This window comes from Allobosea sp. 10L417, from assembly GCF_056395485.1.
Genome location: NZ_JBFTJP010000012.1, coordinates 54,693 through 69,424 on the forward strand (window position 1 = coordinate 54,693; position 14,732 = coordinate 69,424).

14 protein-coding genes and 1 pseudogene are annotated in these 14,732 nt (G+C 61.9%); 6 read left to right on the top strand and 9 right to left on the bottom strand.

What is annotated here, in order from left to right; translation table 11 throughout:
* Positions 1-59: 59 nt before the first annotated feature.
* The 5 genes from AC1DE3_RS24030 to AC1DE3_RS24050 form a co-directional block, all read right to left on the bottom strand.
* Complete coding sequence (locus AC1DE3_RS24030) at positions 60-1,898, bottom strand: TniQ family protein (RefSeq protein WP_476797797.1); 1,839 nt, start codon at positions 1,896-1,898, stop codon at positions 60-62.
* Positions 1,895-2,965, bottom strand: a complete 1,071-nt coding sequence (locus AC1DE3_RS24035) for a TniB family NTP-binding protein (RefSeq protein ID WP_476797796.1) — start codon at positions 2,963-2,965, stop codon at positions 1,895-1,897. Before AC1DE3_RS24035 ends, AC1DE3_RS24030 begins: the two co-directional genes overlap by 4 nt.
* Before the next feature lie 2 nt (positions 2,966-2,967).
* Positions 2,968-3,678: a Mu transposase C-terminal domain-containing protein gene (locus AC1DE3_RS24040; RefSeq protein ID WP_476852831.1), complete on the bottom strand. Its 711-nt coding sequence runs from the start codon at positions 3,676-3,678 to the stop codon at positions 2,968-2,970.
* Between the two features lie 18 nt (positions 3,679-3,696).
* On the bottom strand, positions 3,697-5,253 hold the full coding sequence (locus AC1DE3_RS24045; RefSeq protein ID WP_441514214.1) for an ISL3 family transposase: 1,557 nt from the start codon (positions 5,251-5,253) through the stop codon (positions 3,697-3,699).
* A 385-nt stretch (positions 5,254-5,638) separates the two neighbouring features.
* A complete protein-coding gene (locus tag AC1DE3_RS24050; protein WP_476852821.1) occupies positions 5,639-6,103 on the bottom strand; it encodes a hypothetical protein in 465 nt (154 codons plus the stop codon).
* 272 nt (positions 6,104-6,375) lie between these two features.
* Between AC1DE3_RS24050 and AC1DE3_RS24055 the strand changes: the two genes are divergently transcribed.
* Positions 6,376-6,663, top strand: coding sequence for a type II toxin-antitoxin system RelE/ParE family toxin (locus AC1DE3_RS24055; RefSeq protein ID WP_441514106.1), 288 nt, complete (start codon positions 6,376-6,378; stop codon positions 6,661-6,663).
* Positions 6,663-6,965 carry a HigA family addiction module antitoxin gene (locus tag AC1DE3_RS24060; RefSeq protein WP_441514107.1) on the top strand — a complete coding sequence of 101 codons (303 nt, stop codon included), beginning with the start codon at positions 6,663-6,665 and terminating at the stop codon, positions 6,963-6,965. The genes AC1DE3_RS24055 and AC1DE3_RS24060 overlap by 1 nt, the downstream gene beginning before the upstream one ends.
* A 111-nt stretch (positions 6,966-7,076) precedes the next feature.
* On the opposite strand, the gene AC1DE3_RS24065 is transcribed toward AC1DE3_RS24060, so the two are convergent.
* From AC1DE3_RS24065 to AC1DE3_RS24080, 4 genes are all read right to left on the bottom strand, one after another.
* Entirely contained in the window at positions 7,077-9,713 is a 2,637-nt protein-coding gene (locus AC1DE3_RS24065; protein WP_476852822.1) for an AAA family ATPase, read from the bottom strand.
* Entirely contained in the window at positions 9,710-10,834 is a 1,125-nt protein-coding gene (locus AC1DE3_RS24070; RefSeq protein ID WP_476797790.1) for a metallophosphoesterase family protein, read from the bottom strand. The genes AC1DE3_RS24065 and AC1DE3_RS24070 overlap by 4 nt, the downstream gene beginning before the upstream one ends.
* A gap of 336 nt (positions 10,835-11,170) precedes the next feature.
* Positions 11,171-11,431 (bottom strand): hypothetical protein, encoded by a 261-nt coding sequence (locus tag AC1DE3_RS24075; protein WP_441514110.1) that lies wholly within the window; start codon positions 11,429-11,431, stop codon positions 11,171-11,173.
* A 66-nt stretch (positions 11,432-11,497) separates the two neighbouring features.
* Complete coding sequence (locus tag AC1DE3_RS24080; RefSeq protein WP_441514111.1) at positions 11,498-11,764, bottom strand: hypothetical protein; 267 nt, start codon at positions 11,762-11,764, stop codon at positions 11,498-11,500.
* Between the two features lie 450 nt (positions 11,765-12,214).
* Between AC1DE3_RS24080 and AC1DE3_RS24085 the strand changes: the two are divergent.
* The 4 genes and pseudogenes from AC1DE3_RS24085 to AC1DE3_RS24100 all read left to right on the top strand — a co-directional run.
* Positions 12,215-12,304 (top strand): annotated as a pseudogene (locus tag AC1DE3_RS24085) (cold-shock protein); the annotation flags it as partial.
* A gap of 14 nt (positions 12,305-12,318) precedes the next feature.
* Complete coding sequence (locus AC1DE3_RS24090; RefSeq protein WP_476797788.1) at positions 12,319-12,636, top strand: YciE/YciF ferroxidase family protein; 318 nt, start codon at positions 12,319-12,321, stop codon at positions 12,634-12,636.
* A 313-nt stretch (positions 12,637-12,949) separates the two neighbouring features.
* On the top strand, positions 12,950-13,342 hold the full coding sequence (locus AC1DE3_RS24095) for a CopG family transcriptional regulator (protein ID WP_441514113.1): 393 nt from the start codon (positions 12,950-12,952) through the stop codon (positions 13,340-13,342).
* A gap of 13 nt (positions 13,343-13,355) precedes the next feature.
* On the top strand, positions 13,356-14,462 hold the full coding sequence (locus AC1DE3_RS24100; RefSeq protein WP_441514114.1) for an extracellular catalytic domain type 1 short-chain-length polyhydroxyalkanoate depolymerase: 1,107 nt from the start codon (positions 13,356-13,358) through the stop codon (positions 14,460-14,462).
* Positions 14,463-14,732: the final 270 nt, after the last annotated feature.

Here is a 14,732-nt window from a genome sequence, read left to right on the forward strand (position 1 = left end):
GAAAAATGCCCCGAGGGAGGTCCCTCGGGGCATTGGCTTCTTGAGCAGAGTGCGAACGGCTAGGTCGGCAAATCGGCGCGACGGTAGAAGTGCCCCTCGAGGATATCGGGATCGAAGGCGAACCCGACACCGGCTTCGCGCAGAATCCGCATCAGCCCGCGCGACGCCACTCCGCGGTCTTTCGCAAGCTGGCTCAGGCTGACGAAGGTCGACTGAAAATCAGCAAGGTCGCCGGGCATAACGATCGTCTGCGGGCATCGGTTCGTCGGGTTGATTGCTTCCCGGGCGGGCAGGTGGCCATCACGGAGGAGGGCCTTCACCGCGTTCGTCCCCGTCAGGAGACGCTTCTCGACCTGCCTGAGGGAAATGCCACCATGGTCATCGAGGCGGACGCAGCTCCTGACCTCGTCGACGTTGACGATGGCCGAGAGATAGCCGGTCTCGCCTTCCAGCTTGCCCACCCATCGCAACCTGCCGTCCAAGATCAGCTTCACGATCTCGGCCGCTGAGCAGCAAGCGTGCCGTCCGGCATCGGGAAGGTTCGCTTGGTCGGACGAGAGCACTGCGACGGGTTCCGCGCCATCCAGCAAGCGGGAGAGGAAGGTGTCGAGTTCGGCACGGGAAAACGCGTGAGTGTGGACCGTCTCGTTCCCGCCCTCCACGAACGGCTCGATGAAGCCCTGCTCGAAGAGCATGCGGATCTGTACCCGGGGTGCGTTCAGGTATTCACCGGCCGCCTTGAGTGACATTGAACTCGCCGCTTCGCCCAGCCAGTCGGCCGCGAGCTCGGCAGGAAAAACGATGCGGTCGTCCGTCAGAGCCAGATCGTCATCGTTGATCACGCCCAGCTTCCAAAGGAGCTTACGGAGGCGCTTCGGATGACATCCGGTTTCACGCCAGGCAGACCGGATCGAGTGGATCCGCCGAACGGCGACGGGTTCGCCGAAGATGACATCGCCGGGCCCCAGCGGCATCGTCTCGATGCAGCGTTCTCGAAAGATCGTCCGAAAGCGATCGTAGACCGGATCGTCGTCCTCGTGAGCGAGCCACTCGTAGAAGCGGCCATATGTGGCCCGCAGGCCCCAGTCATGAGCCGTTGACGCCCTCCGCAGGTCATCGATCAGATCGACGAACGTCGCGGCTCCGCCGATCAAGATCTCATAGCCCGCACCGCCGGCCTTCGACCATTCGCTGGCCGACATCGCTTCTGCGCGAAAGCGAGGACCGAACAGGGCTACGGCTCCGAGCATCTCGCTGATGCGCGCCGCCGCGTACCAGGGCAGGTCGTCCGCTGACGCTGTCGGCTCGCGGTCCTTCGCCCAGAGCCGCTCCAGCAGATAGCGCTCCAGAGGGGTCTCCGGCAGAGCCGGTGCGGTTTCAACCAATTGATCAAGATCCGGAGCGGTTTCAACGATCGCGCGGGCGAAGTCGTAAGCGCGAACTCCGGCGCGGGTCCCCTCAAGGCAGACGAGGGCAATCCCATGCCTCGAGCAGGACCGAACCGACGCGAGTGACCAAGCGGCCCGGGCGAACATCCGCAAGGCCGGCGGCCCACCATGCTGCGCGGCATCCTCCTGAAGGCAGGCGGGGCATACGTGAATCCGCTCGCGCCGCAAGCTCGCCTTGCGCAGCGTCTGACCGTTCAGGAAGAAATCATCCCTGGTGCGAACCAGGGCGTAGGGAGAGAGGGCCCCCTCCGGCAGGTCGCCCAATCGCTCGAGGCGGCTCAGCCCTTCCGGCTTGCCATGTGCGAGATCGTACACATCGAAGTTCATGTCGTGGCAGAAGTCACGGAGCGACGGGCAGCCATGGAGAGCCGCAAGGCGCGACGCAAAGCTGGTTGGCGTCTCAGCCTGGCCGAGAGGGAGATTCATCGCGAGTTGATGGTGCATGTTCATTTCGCCCTCCTTTTGCGGGTTTCAGACTGGTCGGGAACGTCTGCGGTGGAGTCGGCCGGGGCGGGCACGGCGATCCCCGTCGGCACGAATTCCCAGTCACGGACCAAGAAAATGTTGGCGTCGTCGGCGCAGCCGGTTGCCGCGCGGATCGCGAGCGCAAAGTGCTCCGAGCTGAGGCTGCGCGACTGAGAAACGATGGCCTCTTCCGCGGCCGAGCGGCAGATCTGCACGATGCGACCAAACTGTCCCTCTGCCGCCCGGCAGAGGCGAGCGAGGAACTCGTCGCTGTCCAGCCCTTCCGTCGGAAGGCAAGCGCCGTTCGTCGCGATCTTGTCGACGATGTAGCGCAGGCGCTTGACGCCCCGGGGGAAGGTCACGGCATCGAAGCTGTAGAAGCGGCAGCGCCTTCCGAGCTGGACGTCGCGGTGGGCGAATTGAACGAGAGAAGGGAGGCCGGACAGAACCAGGCAGACCGGCCAATCCGGTTGTTGCATGACGTTCTTGAACGTGTCGCTCAGCTTCTGAATATCGGGTTCATTCATGAGGTGCACGGCATGCTGCGCTTCATCGATGTGCACGATCCGGACCTTGCGAAGGCGAAGCTGCTCGCGAACCCTGTTCCACGCGACGTTTTCGCGGACGTCCCGCTCGATCGGATAGCCGAGCACCCGCAGCAGCTCGACGCCGAGCTGCTTCAGAGTACAGGGGGAGGGCGCGGTGATCGACACGATCGGCATCGACCTGCCGATAGGCAGGTTCTCCGGCAGCAGCTCACGTCGACCTTCGATGATCCTGCGGAGGGCTTGGCTTTTCCCCGCGCCGCTTTCGCCGACAAGGACGAGCGCGCGCCCTTCGGCGCGGCGACCGTTGAGCATGAGCGACGACGTGTCGATCAGGCGCTCGAACTCGGCCTCCAGGGCGGTGTCGCGCGCCGACCGCAGATAGCCGCGATGCAGCCGCTCGAGTGCGGCGAGGCGGCGTGCGCGCTGCTCGGCAGCGGAGTGCTGGGAGAGCGCGATGTCGTCGTCGGGAAAATCGTCGTCGATGTCCTCAAAGGAATCCGTCATGGTCAGTCCTCCAAATCCATGTCGCCGTCGTCGGCGAAGTCATCGTCCTGCTCGTCGCTCTCGCCGGGGTCGTCATGGCCGAGGGCGGAATCGGTGAAATCGCCATCACCGGCGACGCCGAGCACGTCGTCATCGGTTGCGGGGGGCGCGGCCTCTTCCCGGATCCGGAAAGTGCGGAGCAGGTTCTGTTCGGCCGTCTTGAAATCGCTTTCCGTGATGACGGTCGGCTTCAGCTTCGCAGACCGGTGCGCGTTGCGAGCGATTTCGCGGATCGCCACGATCGCCTCGATGAGCGCGGGACGGGCGATGGCCGCCTGCGCGGCGAAGCGCTGGCGCAGCCGGGTGTTGGCCGCGATCCATTCGTCCGCGCTCACGCCCTTGGCAAAGTCCTCGACGCACTTGACCGAAACCCAGCCCGCCTTGGTCTGGATCGAGATTTCCCCGAGATCCTGCGGGTCGACGCGGATCTGAGCCTCGCGCTGATTGATCGTCCGCCGAAGCTCCTGGACGTCCCGGGACTGGTAATGCAGGCCAAGGAAACGCACCCCGCGTCCGCTGATCCGGCGGGCGGTGCGGATGCCGAAGACATTGCGCGCTTCGCTGGGGCTGGGGGCAGGGCGGACCGAGCATTCGCGAGCCAGGCGCTTCCAGGCGTCGAGAGGCGTTTCCCGGCCGAGACTGTGTTTCGGCGTGCAAGTTTGGGTCTGACGCAGTTCTGCTGACGCTTTGGGTCATTGCGCGCCGATCAGACGGGCTTGGAGAAGATCGATCTTGCCGCGGCCGTACATTTGGCGTTTGACGAGCTTGAGCCGGGTGATCTGGCCCTCGGTTTGACCGTTCGACCAGGCAGAGAGGATCGCTGCTCGCACCGCGGCCTCGTCTCGTCGGACGCCATTCGCCAATGAGGCGACCAGGCTTTGGGAAGCGCGCTCGATCCAGGAAGCCAAGGGCTCGGCCCGCCTCGCTCTGATCATGGCATGGAAGTCGGCGACAATCTCGCGAGCCTCGACCAAGGCCGGGACGCCGTTCTCGATCGCGGCGATCGTAACAGTTTCGGCCTTCGAGAGATTGTCGCGACCAGTGGTCATCAACCTCGCGATGGTCCGGGCCGATGGGACGCGAGCGAGGCTGCTTGCGTCCGTTTTTTCCGCGCGCCGTCGGCGTGTTGCCCATTCCGAGACGACTCTAAGGCTTCCTCGGAAGCCGTTCCTTCGCATTGTGCGCCAAAGGGCTGATGCATTGCGGTCGCCTGCATCCCATTGGGCATCAAGCCAGGGTAGATGCGCTTCCAGAGAACTCTGGCGAGGTCGGAAGACGTCGCTGCGCTCGCCACGGACGATCCGCCTGACGGTCTGGCGGTGATGGCCCGTGCGCCTGACGATCTGTTTGATCGGCACGCCCTCCTGCCAGAGGGCAAGGACCGCTGCGTTTGTCTCCTCGCGCCGCAAATATCCGTCATATTGCAGCTTCTCGGCTGCCGTCAGCAAAGCGGGATTGATCACGGTGGCGCCGATGGCGCCGCGGATCTGACGCATCGACTTGCGCACGGCGTCGAGGAAAGCGCGGCTGGCATTCTCCATCAGGTGCCAGCGGTCGGCAACCTGGACGGCCTGCGGCAGTGCTCGCGCCACCGCCTCTCCGTAGCCCCCGCCACGGTCACGGGCGACTGTGTGGACAGCGGACTGATGCCGGAGCCAGGCTTCCGATGTCGCCGGCTCCCGGTCAGGAAGTAGGACGACCGGCCGGCGGCGTTCGAGGTCGCAGACGATGGTGCCGTAGCGGTGATTGCGCCGCCACGCGAAGTCATCGATGCCGATCACGCGCAACGGCTCGCTCGGCACCCGGGCACGCTGCCGGACCACGCGCAGCAGCGTATCGTTGCTGACCGGCAGCATCATCCTGGCGGCAAAACTCGCTCCCGGCCGGCCGCCCAACGCGAGCCCGAGATGCTGGACGATATGATCGAGACGATCGGTCCGGCGTGCTCGCGGCGCAAGGACACTGTCACCAAAGCGCTCCGCGAAGATCTGGCGGCCGCATAGGACCGCATCGCACCTGAAGCGCCGGACGAGGATCTGGAGTTCGACGCGTCGGCCGCTGAGCGGCAGGTCTTTTGCCCGCCGGAAATACCGGCTCTGAATCCGTTGCGAGATCGCCCCACAATCAGGACATGGACCGGCGCTGACGGCCGCCCGAGCTCGGACAACAACACGATCTCCTTCGATCGCGATCTCGTCGACCATCAATCCTGAAGGAACCAGGTTGGCTGGCCGAAATCGCTGCTTCATCATGCTGATTCCTTCTGGAAACCAGCGTCAGAACAGCCCCAACCTGCAGCGAAACTGAGTCAGACCCAACATTGGACGCCGATCGGGGGGCAACTTTGCAGGCCGTTTGACAGATTAACATTATCGAACTCAATTGGGCGCAAGTCTCTCGACGATTTCAGCTCTGAAAATGCCTGCCAACGCGAGCGCTGGATTATGTCCGCGTTGGTTTCCAGGCCTTCCAAAGCCGGATGAACGGTCTCACGATTCATGCTTCTTCTACAGATCTAAGACACTGCCCGGGTCGCGGGAATGCGACCGACCTTTCGGTAATCTGCCCGGCGGGTCCACGATGTCTATCGTTTGCTCGTATGTTTTGCCTCACGCTTAGATTAAAATGTTTCGACTATTGGGAGCCGAGAATGGCCCGACGAGGTAGTTGGCAGTCGGCAAGCCGGTAGAAGCCCCGACGATCACGGACCCAAGCGAAGCGATGGTCAATCGCCAGAATTTGGAGTGTGACGACCTGCTCACCTTCTTCGTAGAAGGAGCCGATTTTCGAGGCGCCTGCGCAAAAGCCGACGATGCGCKGCAGCACTTCTCCACTGTCCCAGATACCCCAGCCCTGAAGCGGGGCCGAATCCGTCAGGTCGTCACGACTGGGATTCCAACCCGTCTCTAGACGCGATAGATCGCTCTTGAGCCCTTCCAACTCCTGCGCGATCGTGAGCCCATTCTCGAAGTCAGAAGGAGCTTCCGCGCCGGGACAATCTGAGCTGACTTCGTTTGCCAGCATGTAAAGGCTGACGCCGCGCGCCGTCTCTACGAGCGCTTCGCCGAAAGCATCATCAATGATCGATTTCAAACGCATGGTGTCGATTCCTCTGTGAACTAAGGAATCGTACGACGAGACCTTGCAAGTCACATCAACCAGCTTTCGCAATCCATCAAAACCACGATAGGGACCGCGCCCACCGGGGGTGTTGCGTTGCCGCTGCCGCCAATGCGCGCGGGACGGACTTGCGCAGGATGGTATGACTGAGTGGGCCGTCCTTCTTCGTCATATCGGGCGCATAAGCGGCAGCCGGTGTCTGGTGTCAATTGACGGTTGACACTATGCAGGCCGGACGCTAGCGTGTTCACGTGGACATCGAGAGTATCAAGGATAAGGCACTCCGGAGGTTCGCGGAGACAGGCAGATCCAAAGGATTGCCTGGCGATCTCGTGGGACGACTTCGGAACATGCTGGCGTTTCTGGCGGCGATCGAGTCTGCCGAAGAACTGTACACCCCGCCAAACTTTGGTGCACATCTGCTGACCGGCGACCGAGCTGGCGTTTGGTCGCTCACAGTTACGAAGAACTGGCGGATAACGTTTCGCGTCAATCAGGCAGGTGCGATCGAGGACATAGATTTGGAGGATTATCACTGATGGGGATCAAGCTTCACGCAAGTTTTGCTGTTCACCCTGGAGAGTGGCTTAGAAGCGAACTGGTCGAGCCCTATGGGCTGAATGTCACCGTCGCGGCCGAGAAGCTCAAGGTCACTCGCCAGGCCATGAGCAACCTGCTGAACAGTAAAGCCGGATTGTCGGCAGAGATGGCAATCCGCTTCGAAAAAGCCTTTGGCGTTCGCGCGGATACCTTGCTGCGGATGCAGGCTGTGTACGATCTCGCTCAGGCTCGCGGGCATGAAAAGGAGATCATCGTGGAACGGGTTGCGAAAGCTGCGTAGCCATCAGGTATGCGGACCAGTTCCGCAGTACGGTTCGCCGCTCTGCAAACCCAAGCCAGACGGCGGGCGCCGGAAGCACTGAGGCCGGGATATATTCCGGTGGCTCCTCGATTAGGAAGCTGCGACAGGGTCCCAGGGAACCGTGTGCAACACATTCCCGCCCAGTCGGGCGAAGGCGCGCTGGCGACACGAAAACACGACGATCTGTTGGCTTTGAGCCTGCCGATGGAGAGCGTCGAACATCTTTTCGATGCGGTCGTCATCGGAATAGACCAGCGCATCGTCCAGGATTACGGGTGTGATCTGTCCGTCCTTGGCGAGCAGCCGCGCGAAAGCGAGACGCGTGAGGATAGCCAACTGCTCACGCATGCCGCCGCTGAGAAACCCAACCTCTTCCTCGAGGCCGTTGCGTTCGACTGCTCGCGGCAGCAACGTGTCCTCATCGAACGTCACGTCGGCGTCGTCGAAGAGTAGGCCGAGCAAGGGGCGCAGCTCCTGAAGTACGGGAGCAAAATAATGATCCCGCGCCTCCGAGCGGGCGCCTTCTAGAGCGCTTCGCAGACGAGTTAGAATTGCGACCTCGCGGCTCAGAACAGCGACCTTCCGGTCCGCCTCTGAGAGTTTGTCACGCGCTTCCTGCCAGGCTTCCTCGATGGCGGATTCCGCACGGGTTTGAATACGGCCGTTGAGGCCTGCAGCTTCCTCCCGCAGCCGGACGATCTCGCTCCTGGCCGCCTCTACCAATGAACGCATCCGCGCATATCTGGCCTCGGCCGCGGGCAAGTCGCTATTGCGCGCCGCCATTTCAGCAGCATGTTCGGCGATCCGCTGGAATTTGGCTGACGCTTCCTTCTCGGCGCGCTTGAGGTCCTCCTCTCGCTCCGACCACTCAACCGTCGCACCCAGAGTTTCACGGATGGCGGCGAGCGAAGAAGCGAGGGCCGCCACCCGCCGCTCGGCTTCGACCATGCTCGTCGCGAGCAGCTCCGCCCGCGCTCGGGCCGCTGTAGCGGCCTCTCTTGTCGATCGCATAAGAGCTTCCGCCTCACGCGCGGCTGCTCGTGCCACGCCGAGGTCGCCGGTGACTTGGCTGGAGTCCGCGACTTCGGCTTCTAACCGGACAATCTCTTCGTCAAGCGCGCCCCACCCCGTTGGCGCGAGGAGGTCGAAGCGTTGACGAGCGAGGGCTAACTGGTTGCTTAGGTCTCGCAGTTGCGCCTCTCTCTGTCGACCTGCGGCCAGGCTCTCGATGCCCATTTCCGCCAGCAAAGCACTCTGGCGAGCCTTCAGCGCGACGATGTCACGCTCAGTCTTTTCCGATCGAGGCACCGATAGCGACAGCCGGCCGACGTTCACGATGTCGATGAGGGTGGTACCCAGCAGTGGTCGTTCTTCGCCATGCTGCAATATGGCAGAATCGATCGAGACTGCCGCATCGACCCCAGTTGAATATTCCACACGTAGGAGCGGTGCCTGGGCTCGCTCGGCTGCCCGTTGTCCAGCGAGATGTTCCTCGATTTCTCCGAGTTCCGCGAGCTTTTTGGGCGGTAAGGTCAGGTTCTTGATCGATGCTTGGATGACTTCGACATCTTTGCGCGCTGCGTCGGCGTCGTCTCGCGCCTTCCGAACGAGCGCCAGTCGGCTGGCTGCTGACGTGGCGCGAACGGACTTTTCGAGTGCCGCCACATAATCCCGCTGTTCTCGTTCGTTCTGCTCGGCGGCAATAACATTGGCAGAAGCCTGCGTAGCCGCCGACTTCGCTTCGTGGTGTTGCGTGCGATGCGCATCCCGATCAGCTTCGGCGGCCATCAGCAAATCGACGAGTTCGTTATGGCGCGCCAGAGACTGTTGAAAGGTCGACAGAGCAAAACGCGCCGCTTCCAGTTCGTTGCGGGCGAGAGCCTCGCCGCTCCGAGCTGCGTCGAGCTCCGAGCGATGGGCTTTGGCCAACGCTAGAATCGCCTCGCCATCGGCCAGAGCAGCATGACGATCACGCTCCTGCTCTGGAGTGTCGATCTCTGCCAGCCGCCCCCGCACAGATCGGCGGTGGTCCAGAGCCGCGCGCAACTCGACGACTTCACCGCCGAGGCGAGCCTCCAACTCCCTGAGCCGCTGTTGCTCTTCCAACGCGACCGCGTAGGGACCGCCTGTTTTTGCCTTACCTGTGGTCGTGACAAGTCGTGTCAATTCGGCTTCGCAGGCGGCGAGCGCATGCGACATCCGTCGGCCACCAGTCAAAGCTTCAACTTCGCCTTGAATGGATGTCAGGACCGTCTCTCGGGCCCTTCTCTCGGTTTCATCATCCGACTTGGCGCGCTTTTCGATACCGGTCGTTCCTTGACGAACCCAGAGGAGCCCCGCGGGACCGCCAGTACCGCCACGCACCAAGTTCGACATGAAGCGTTCTGCTTCATCCGCTTGCGCGATCAAGCGCCCGCTATCGCGTTCGCGGACTTGTGCTCGCCGCCCGCTGTAAAACTGCTTTGTCAGCCGGAATGCGCCGTCAGCTGTCAGAAGGTCAGCCTCGACGAGGGGGCTGCCCCCGCTATACGGCCGGAGAGCCTGCACCGCACTAGGCGTTCCAGTATGAGCTTGGAAGAACAGGGCGTGCAACGCATCGAAGCAGGTCGATTTCCCATATTCATTTGCGGCGCAGAGAACGTTGACACCTTCGCCGATGTTTTCAATCCGGACGCCCCTCCCGCCGAAGCGGCGAACGTTGTGCAGGCGCAGCGGCGTCAGCTTCATGCCAGCACACCCGCGCAATAGGAAAACAAGCGGGTCAGCGCCTGTCGGGAGACTTCCCGCTCCCCCGCTGACCGAGTATCGTCATGACATTCAGAAAGAAGATGCTCGGCTGCTCGTCGCAGCGCTCCGACACGGTCGATGAGATCGAGATCCCCGACTTCGCATTCGGTCACCAAAGCTTCTGCATCGAACTGCATGAGAGCAAATTCGGGCGCGATCGCTGCAACAGCGGCGTCGAGTTCCAATCTTGCTTGCGGCCCTGCCCGCCCCGCGGCGAGGATGCGCAGCAGGGTTTGTCGACGTGCTGGTCCATCGGGACATCTGCTGAGCAGATTGCCCGCCCCAGCTTCGCCGGGAAGGCAGTCGAGCTGGATCGTTCGCCAATCAAACAGCGACGTTTGTACGGCTTCGATCGCTGGTTCTGCACCATGTGCTGCCACCGCCACGAGCAGTGCTCGCCCAGGTTCATCGTGTTTGAATCGGTCGGGTTCGGGCGTGCCAGAGTACCAGGTTCGCGTTCCAACGCTCAGTTGGCCGTGCCAATCGCCTAGCGCGAGATAGTCCAGACGTGCGCGGGCGGCTCGATCAGGCGCAATGATGTCGGTCGCAGCTTCCTCTTCGGAAAAGCTTTGAACCGCACCATGTGCCAGCCCGATGCGGATGGTGCCATCTGTTGTCGCGGCCGAGCTCATCCATTCCGTCAGATCGCGGCCGGGGCGTCGTGTTGTGCAGGGGGCCGACAACAGGACTACATCGTCGGCGAGCGCCGTTGGGGTGGGGGCAAGCGCGAGATGGACATTGGCCGGAAGTCCCGCACTCGCCGAAGACCAGAGCTCATCGGCTGCCAAGGAGTCATGGTTACCTGGGAGAATAAACCAACGCAGATCACGGTGGCCGGCCATGGCCGCGAGCGCTTGGCGAAGAATCGCAGGACTGGGGGTTTCCGTGTGGAATGTGTCCCCGGCCAGCAATACGGTCTCGGCACCGCCTGATCGGGCCTTGGCCGCGAGGCGATCAAGGACCGTATGCCTTGCGTCACGCAACCGGCCTCTCAACTCCTCTGGCATGGAGCCGAACGGCTTGCCCAAGTGCAGATCGGCGCTGTGCAGGAAGCGAAACATGTCAAACCTATAGAGCGCATGCTGACAGCTCTTCCAGACATTTTATGTCGCGGGCGCGCCTCACCGACGCGCCCACGACGTCTAAGCGAGGCGCTCGATCACTTACACGCGGATCTATGGATGCGACCTCCGGAGGTAGGGCCTCCCCCTCGTTTGTTGGCCTCTGTTCAACACGACGCTTTCTGACGTACGATTCCAGTCCCACCCGCGGATCGCCCACACAGCCTGCTCGTTGTGCTTTTTCATCTGACCTTGCTGTTCGTTGAATTCGGGGAAGCTGACATAAGTTGCCAGCCGTCCCTTGGGTGGCTCGCTCGTCGCGGAGCCTCGAAGGCGTCAGTCATTCTCCGGCGGCACACCGCGCGTTCCGAATGGAGGGACGTCTACCAATGTCGCAATTAGGCGCAGCAACGCGCGTTGCTCTGGCCGCTCCTTGGTTCCTTCTTCGAGAAACGCTCCTAGCGCGATATGACTGAGTTGACCTCCCGAAGGCCCGTTTGGCTGGTGTATAACGAAGGCATTTCCGGTGGCCGGTTCTCTCCCCAGATACCAGCTTTCGCCATTTGGACCGCGGTAGAGTTCGCGTCGTTCGCTCATGATGTTCCGTTCTCCTGCGCGCGAATTAGCTGCCAGCGGCATACGATTTCGCTGCTCGGCAAGACGCTACTTCGCGCGGTCCAGGCGGTCGAACATCGCCGTAATGGGATTATGGCTGCTCCGCGGCTTGGCATTTCTGAGGTGCCCATTGCCCATGATCTGCCCCTCTCCGATCACTCGCTCACGATCGTCTTTGCCCTTGATCCGATATTGTGGCTCGCCGTTCAGCGAAGTCGGGAGGAGCCTGGTGACGTCGTAGGTGCCGGCAGCGTCTCGGTCGAAAAAGCCGAAGGCGAGGGAAACTTCGTCGCCGATCACATATCGATGGGGCATGATGACTCCTTGATGCACGCAGCTTCTGGAGCTGAGATGTATCCTACCATGCCTTGCCCATCTGTGGGGATTTATTCAGTCTGTTCGCCTCATCGACGTCGATTTCGCGCAAACCGTACGATCTTGAAAATATATCTGATAAAAGAATATTGTAATACCGTGCCGAATTCGTGCGGAAAACAAGAATTCCGATTTTGAAGAACCCACAACTATGGTATTTTTATTTGTGTCCCAAAAATTTAGCAGATGGATATCGCTATATCGAGATTGCCTGGATGGCTTTTTTTGTTTTTCTCGCGCTTCGGCTCGGCATCGATGATGACCCCTCTTCGAGATCGTTCTGAACTCGCTCGACATCCTGTCGGCGAGCGACAGAGTTCGTCACAAAGAGGGTTTTCAGGACAACGGCAACGTTAATGGTTCAATTCCACCAAGGGCTGCTTCGGTTTCATCCAGCCGGATGACGGCAGCCAGGCCGTCTTCGTCCATATTTCTGCCATCGAGCGGGCTGGCATGCGTGACCTGCGGGAGCCCGAACAATCCGGGGACCACCCATGGCCACGACCCCGAAGCCGCTGGATGAGATGTTCCTCCACATGCTCAAGGACGTCTATTACGCCGAGAAGCAGATTCTTAAGGCGCTGCCCAAGATGGCCAAGGTCGCCAAGGCGCCCGAGCTGAAGAAGGCCTTCGAGACCCATCGCGACAAAACCGACGGACATGTCGCGCGTCTCGGCCAGGTCTTCGAGATCATCGGCAAGGCACCGCGAGGCAAGACCTGCGACGTCCTCGCCGAGGAAACCAAGACGGACAAGACCCTGACCCAGCTCGGCGCGCCTGCGAACTCGGCGGCTGTCGCCAAGGCCGCCTGATCACGCCGCTGCATCAGACCCCGACGGCATTTGCCATCGGGGTCATTTTTGCGCTCGGGATAATTTGTCGTCATGTTCGAAGCCGCCTTGAGGTCGCTCGCCGGCCATCGCGACAACTGGTCCAGTCATCTCGCCGTCGACGGGTCCTTGTTGAAGGCGTGATGCCATGATGTGCATCCGCACACACCGGCGGTCTGGCAGTCAGCATAATGTGGGGGCTCGCTGGTCTCCGCATCCTGAGCTGCGCCAGCGGTCTTGCGCTTCGGCGCCAAGCATCCATATACCATCCATGTGGATGGTATATGGATGCCTGATGAAAACCCCCGATAGCGAGAAACTGACTCTCAATCTCGGCTTCGTCGATCTCGGCCGCATCGACCTGCTGGTCAGGGACGGCTTCTACTCGAATCGGTCCGACTTCATTCGCACGGCGATCCGAAACCAGCTTTCTAGCCATGCCGATGTCGCGGCGCAGGCCACGACGCGGCTGTCTCTCGAACTCGGCCTGAGGACATTCACCCGGCGCGATCTTGAGGCGGTCAAGGCCGCCGGCGAACGACTGGAGATTCGCGTCCTGGGTCTGGCCGTCATTGAGGCGGATGTCTCCCCTGAGCTTGCCCGGGAGACGATCGCCTCTCTCACCGTGCTAGGCGCGCTGCATGCCGCTCCCGAAATCAAGGCGGCTCTGGCCGACCGACTGAGCTGAAAAAGGACACCCCATGAACACGCGCATCCGCTCCGCCCTCGGCGAAGCCATGTCACGTCTCAAGACGGCCGATCTCGTCGGCGCGACCGCCACCATCCAGCGCGCGCTAACCGGAACTCCGCCCCAGACATGGACACGCCGCAAAGAGGGACAAGCGGAATCGGCCGGTTTCAAGGCTCATGGAACGTGGGGCCTGGGAGAGACCCTCAAATCCCTCGGGGCCGTACGGACCCAATTCGCCGAACGGACCGGCACGCGCCGTCACCCGGCCGAGGCCGGAGACGATGACGGTCGCTTTCGCACGCGCAGCTACCGCAACGGAGCCGGCTCCCTGAATTACAAGCTCTACGTGCCAGAGGGTCATGCCGAGCGGAAACTCGCTCTGCTCGTGATGCTGCATGGCTGCACCCAGGACCCCGATGATTTTGCGCGGGGCACTCGGATGAATGCGCTAGCCGAAGAATTCGGCATCGTCGTCGCTTACCCTCATCAACTGCGTTCGGCCAATTCCCAGGGTTGCTGGAACTGGTTCGACGTTCGTCATCAGCGGCGCGGGGCCGGTGAGCCCGCCGTTCTGGCCGGGCTGGCGCAGGACTTGAGCGCGGAATTCGGCCTCGATCGGGAACGAGTCTTTGTTGCAGGCCTGTCTGCGGGCGGCGCCATGGCGGATGTGCTGTCCTCCACTTATCCCGACGTCTTCTCGGCCGCCGGCATCCATTCCGGCTTGCCACACGGCGCCGCCAACGACGTCATGTCGGCGTTTGCCGCGATGAAGGGCAACGCGAAGACAGCACCTCGAGCGAAAGCTGGCGCCATCAGGCAGATCATCTTCCACGGCACGGCGGATGCCACTGTTCACCCCTCAAATGGTGAGGCGCTGTTCCAAAAGGCAGGAGTACAATCCGGTCGTTCGCCCGAGTTGATCACCGGCACCGTCGTCAACGGCAGAGAGGTCGTCCGCAGGGTGGTCGGGCCCGAGACCGGATCGGCCACCGCGGAGTATTGGGTGGTGGAGGGTGCCGGGCACGCCTGGTCGGGTGGAGACCGGACCGGAAGCTTCGTAGACGCGAAGGGGCCCGACGCCTCGCGGGAAATGATCCGGTTCTTCCTCGGCCACTGACGGACTCGGTCTGCAGATGAGACCCATTTTCTTTCGCTAACAGAAAATAGATTGCCCCAAAGTGCCTCGATACCGATGAAGCTCACCCGTTACAAAGAAGCAGGAAGGCACAGCGGCGGCGGAATCTGATCCGGGCCTGAGGAAAGACGTTATTTGTGCACTGGCCGCAGTGATCGAGGACGTGGCAAACGCGGTCCCTAAGGGCCGCGAGAATGTGTGCTCCCAAGCGACTGCGCAATGTCGGCATTTGGCGCATCTGGTCCGACCAGA

Coding starts and splice junctions, on each gene's coding strand:
- AC1DE3_RS24030 (WP_476797797.1), bottom strand. CDS start 1,898: ATGAACATGCACCATCAACTCGCGATGAATCTCCCTCTCGGCCAGGCT.
- AC1DE3_RS24035 (WP_476797796.1), bottom strand. CDS start 2,965: ATGACGGATTCCTTTGAGGACATCGACGACGATTTTCCCGACGACGAC.
- AC1DE3_RS24045 (WP_441514214.1), bottom strand. CDS start 5,253: ATGAAGCAGCGATTTCGGCCAGCCAACCTGGTTCCTTCAGGATTGATG.
- AC1DE3_RS24060 (WP_441514107.1), top strand. CDS start 6,663: ATGGGGATCAAGCTTCACGCAAGTTTTGCTGTTCACCCTGGAGAGTGG.
- AC1DE3_RS24065 (WP_476852822.1), bottom strand. CDS start 9,713: ATGAAGCTGACGCCGCTGCGCCTGCACAACGTTCGCCGCTTCGGCGGG.
- AC1DE3_RS24070 (WP_476797790.1), bottom strand. CDS start 10,834: ATGTTTCGCTTCCTGCACAGCGCCGATCTGCACTTGGGCAAGCCGTTC.
- AC1DE3_RS24075 (WP_441514110.1), bottom strand. CDS start 11,431: ATGAGCGAACGACGCGAACTCTACCGCGGTCCAAATGGCGAAAGCTGG.
- AC1DE3_RS24080 (WP_441514111.1), bottom strand. CDS start 11,764: ATGCCCCATCGATATGTGATCGGCGACGAAGTTTCCCTCGCCTTCGGC.
- AC1DE3_RS24090 (WP_476797788.1), top strand. CDS start 12,319: ATGGCCACGACCCCGAAGCCGCTGGATGAGATGTTCCTCCACATGCTC.
- AC1DE3_RS24095 (WP_441514113.1), top strand. CDS start 12,950: ATGAAAACCCCCGATAGCGAGAAACTGACTCTCAATCTCGGCTTCGTC.
- AC1DE3_RS24100 (WP_441514114.1), top strand. CDS start 13,356: ATGAACACGCGCATCCGCTCCGCCCTCGGCGAAGCCATGTCACGTCTC.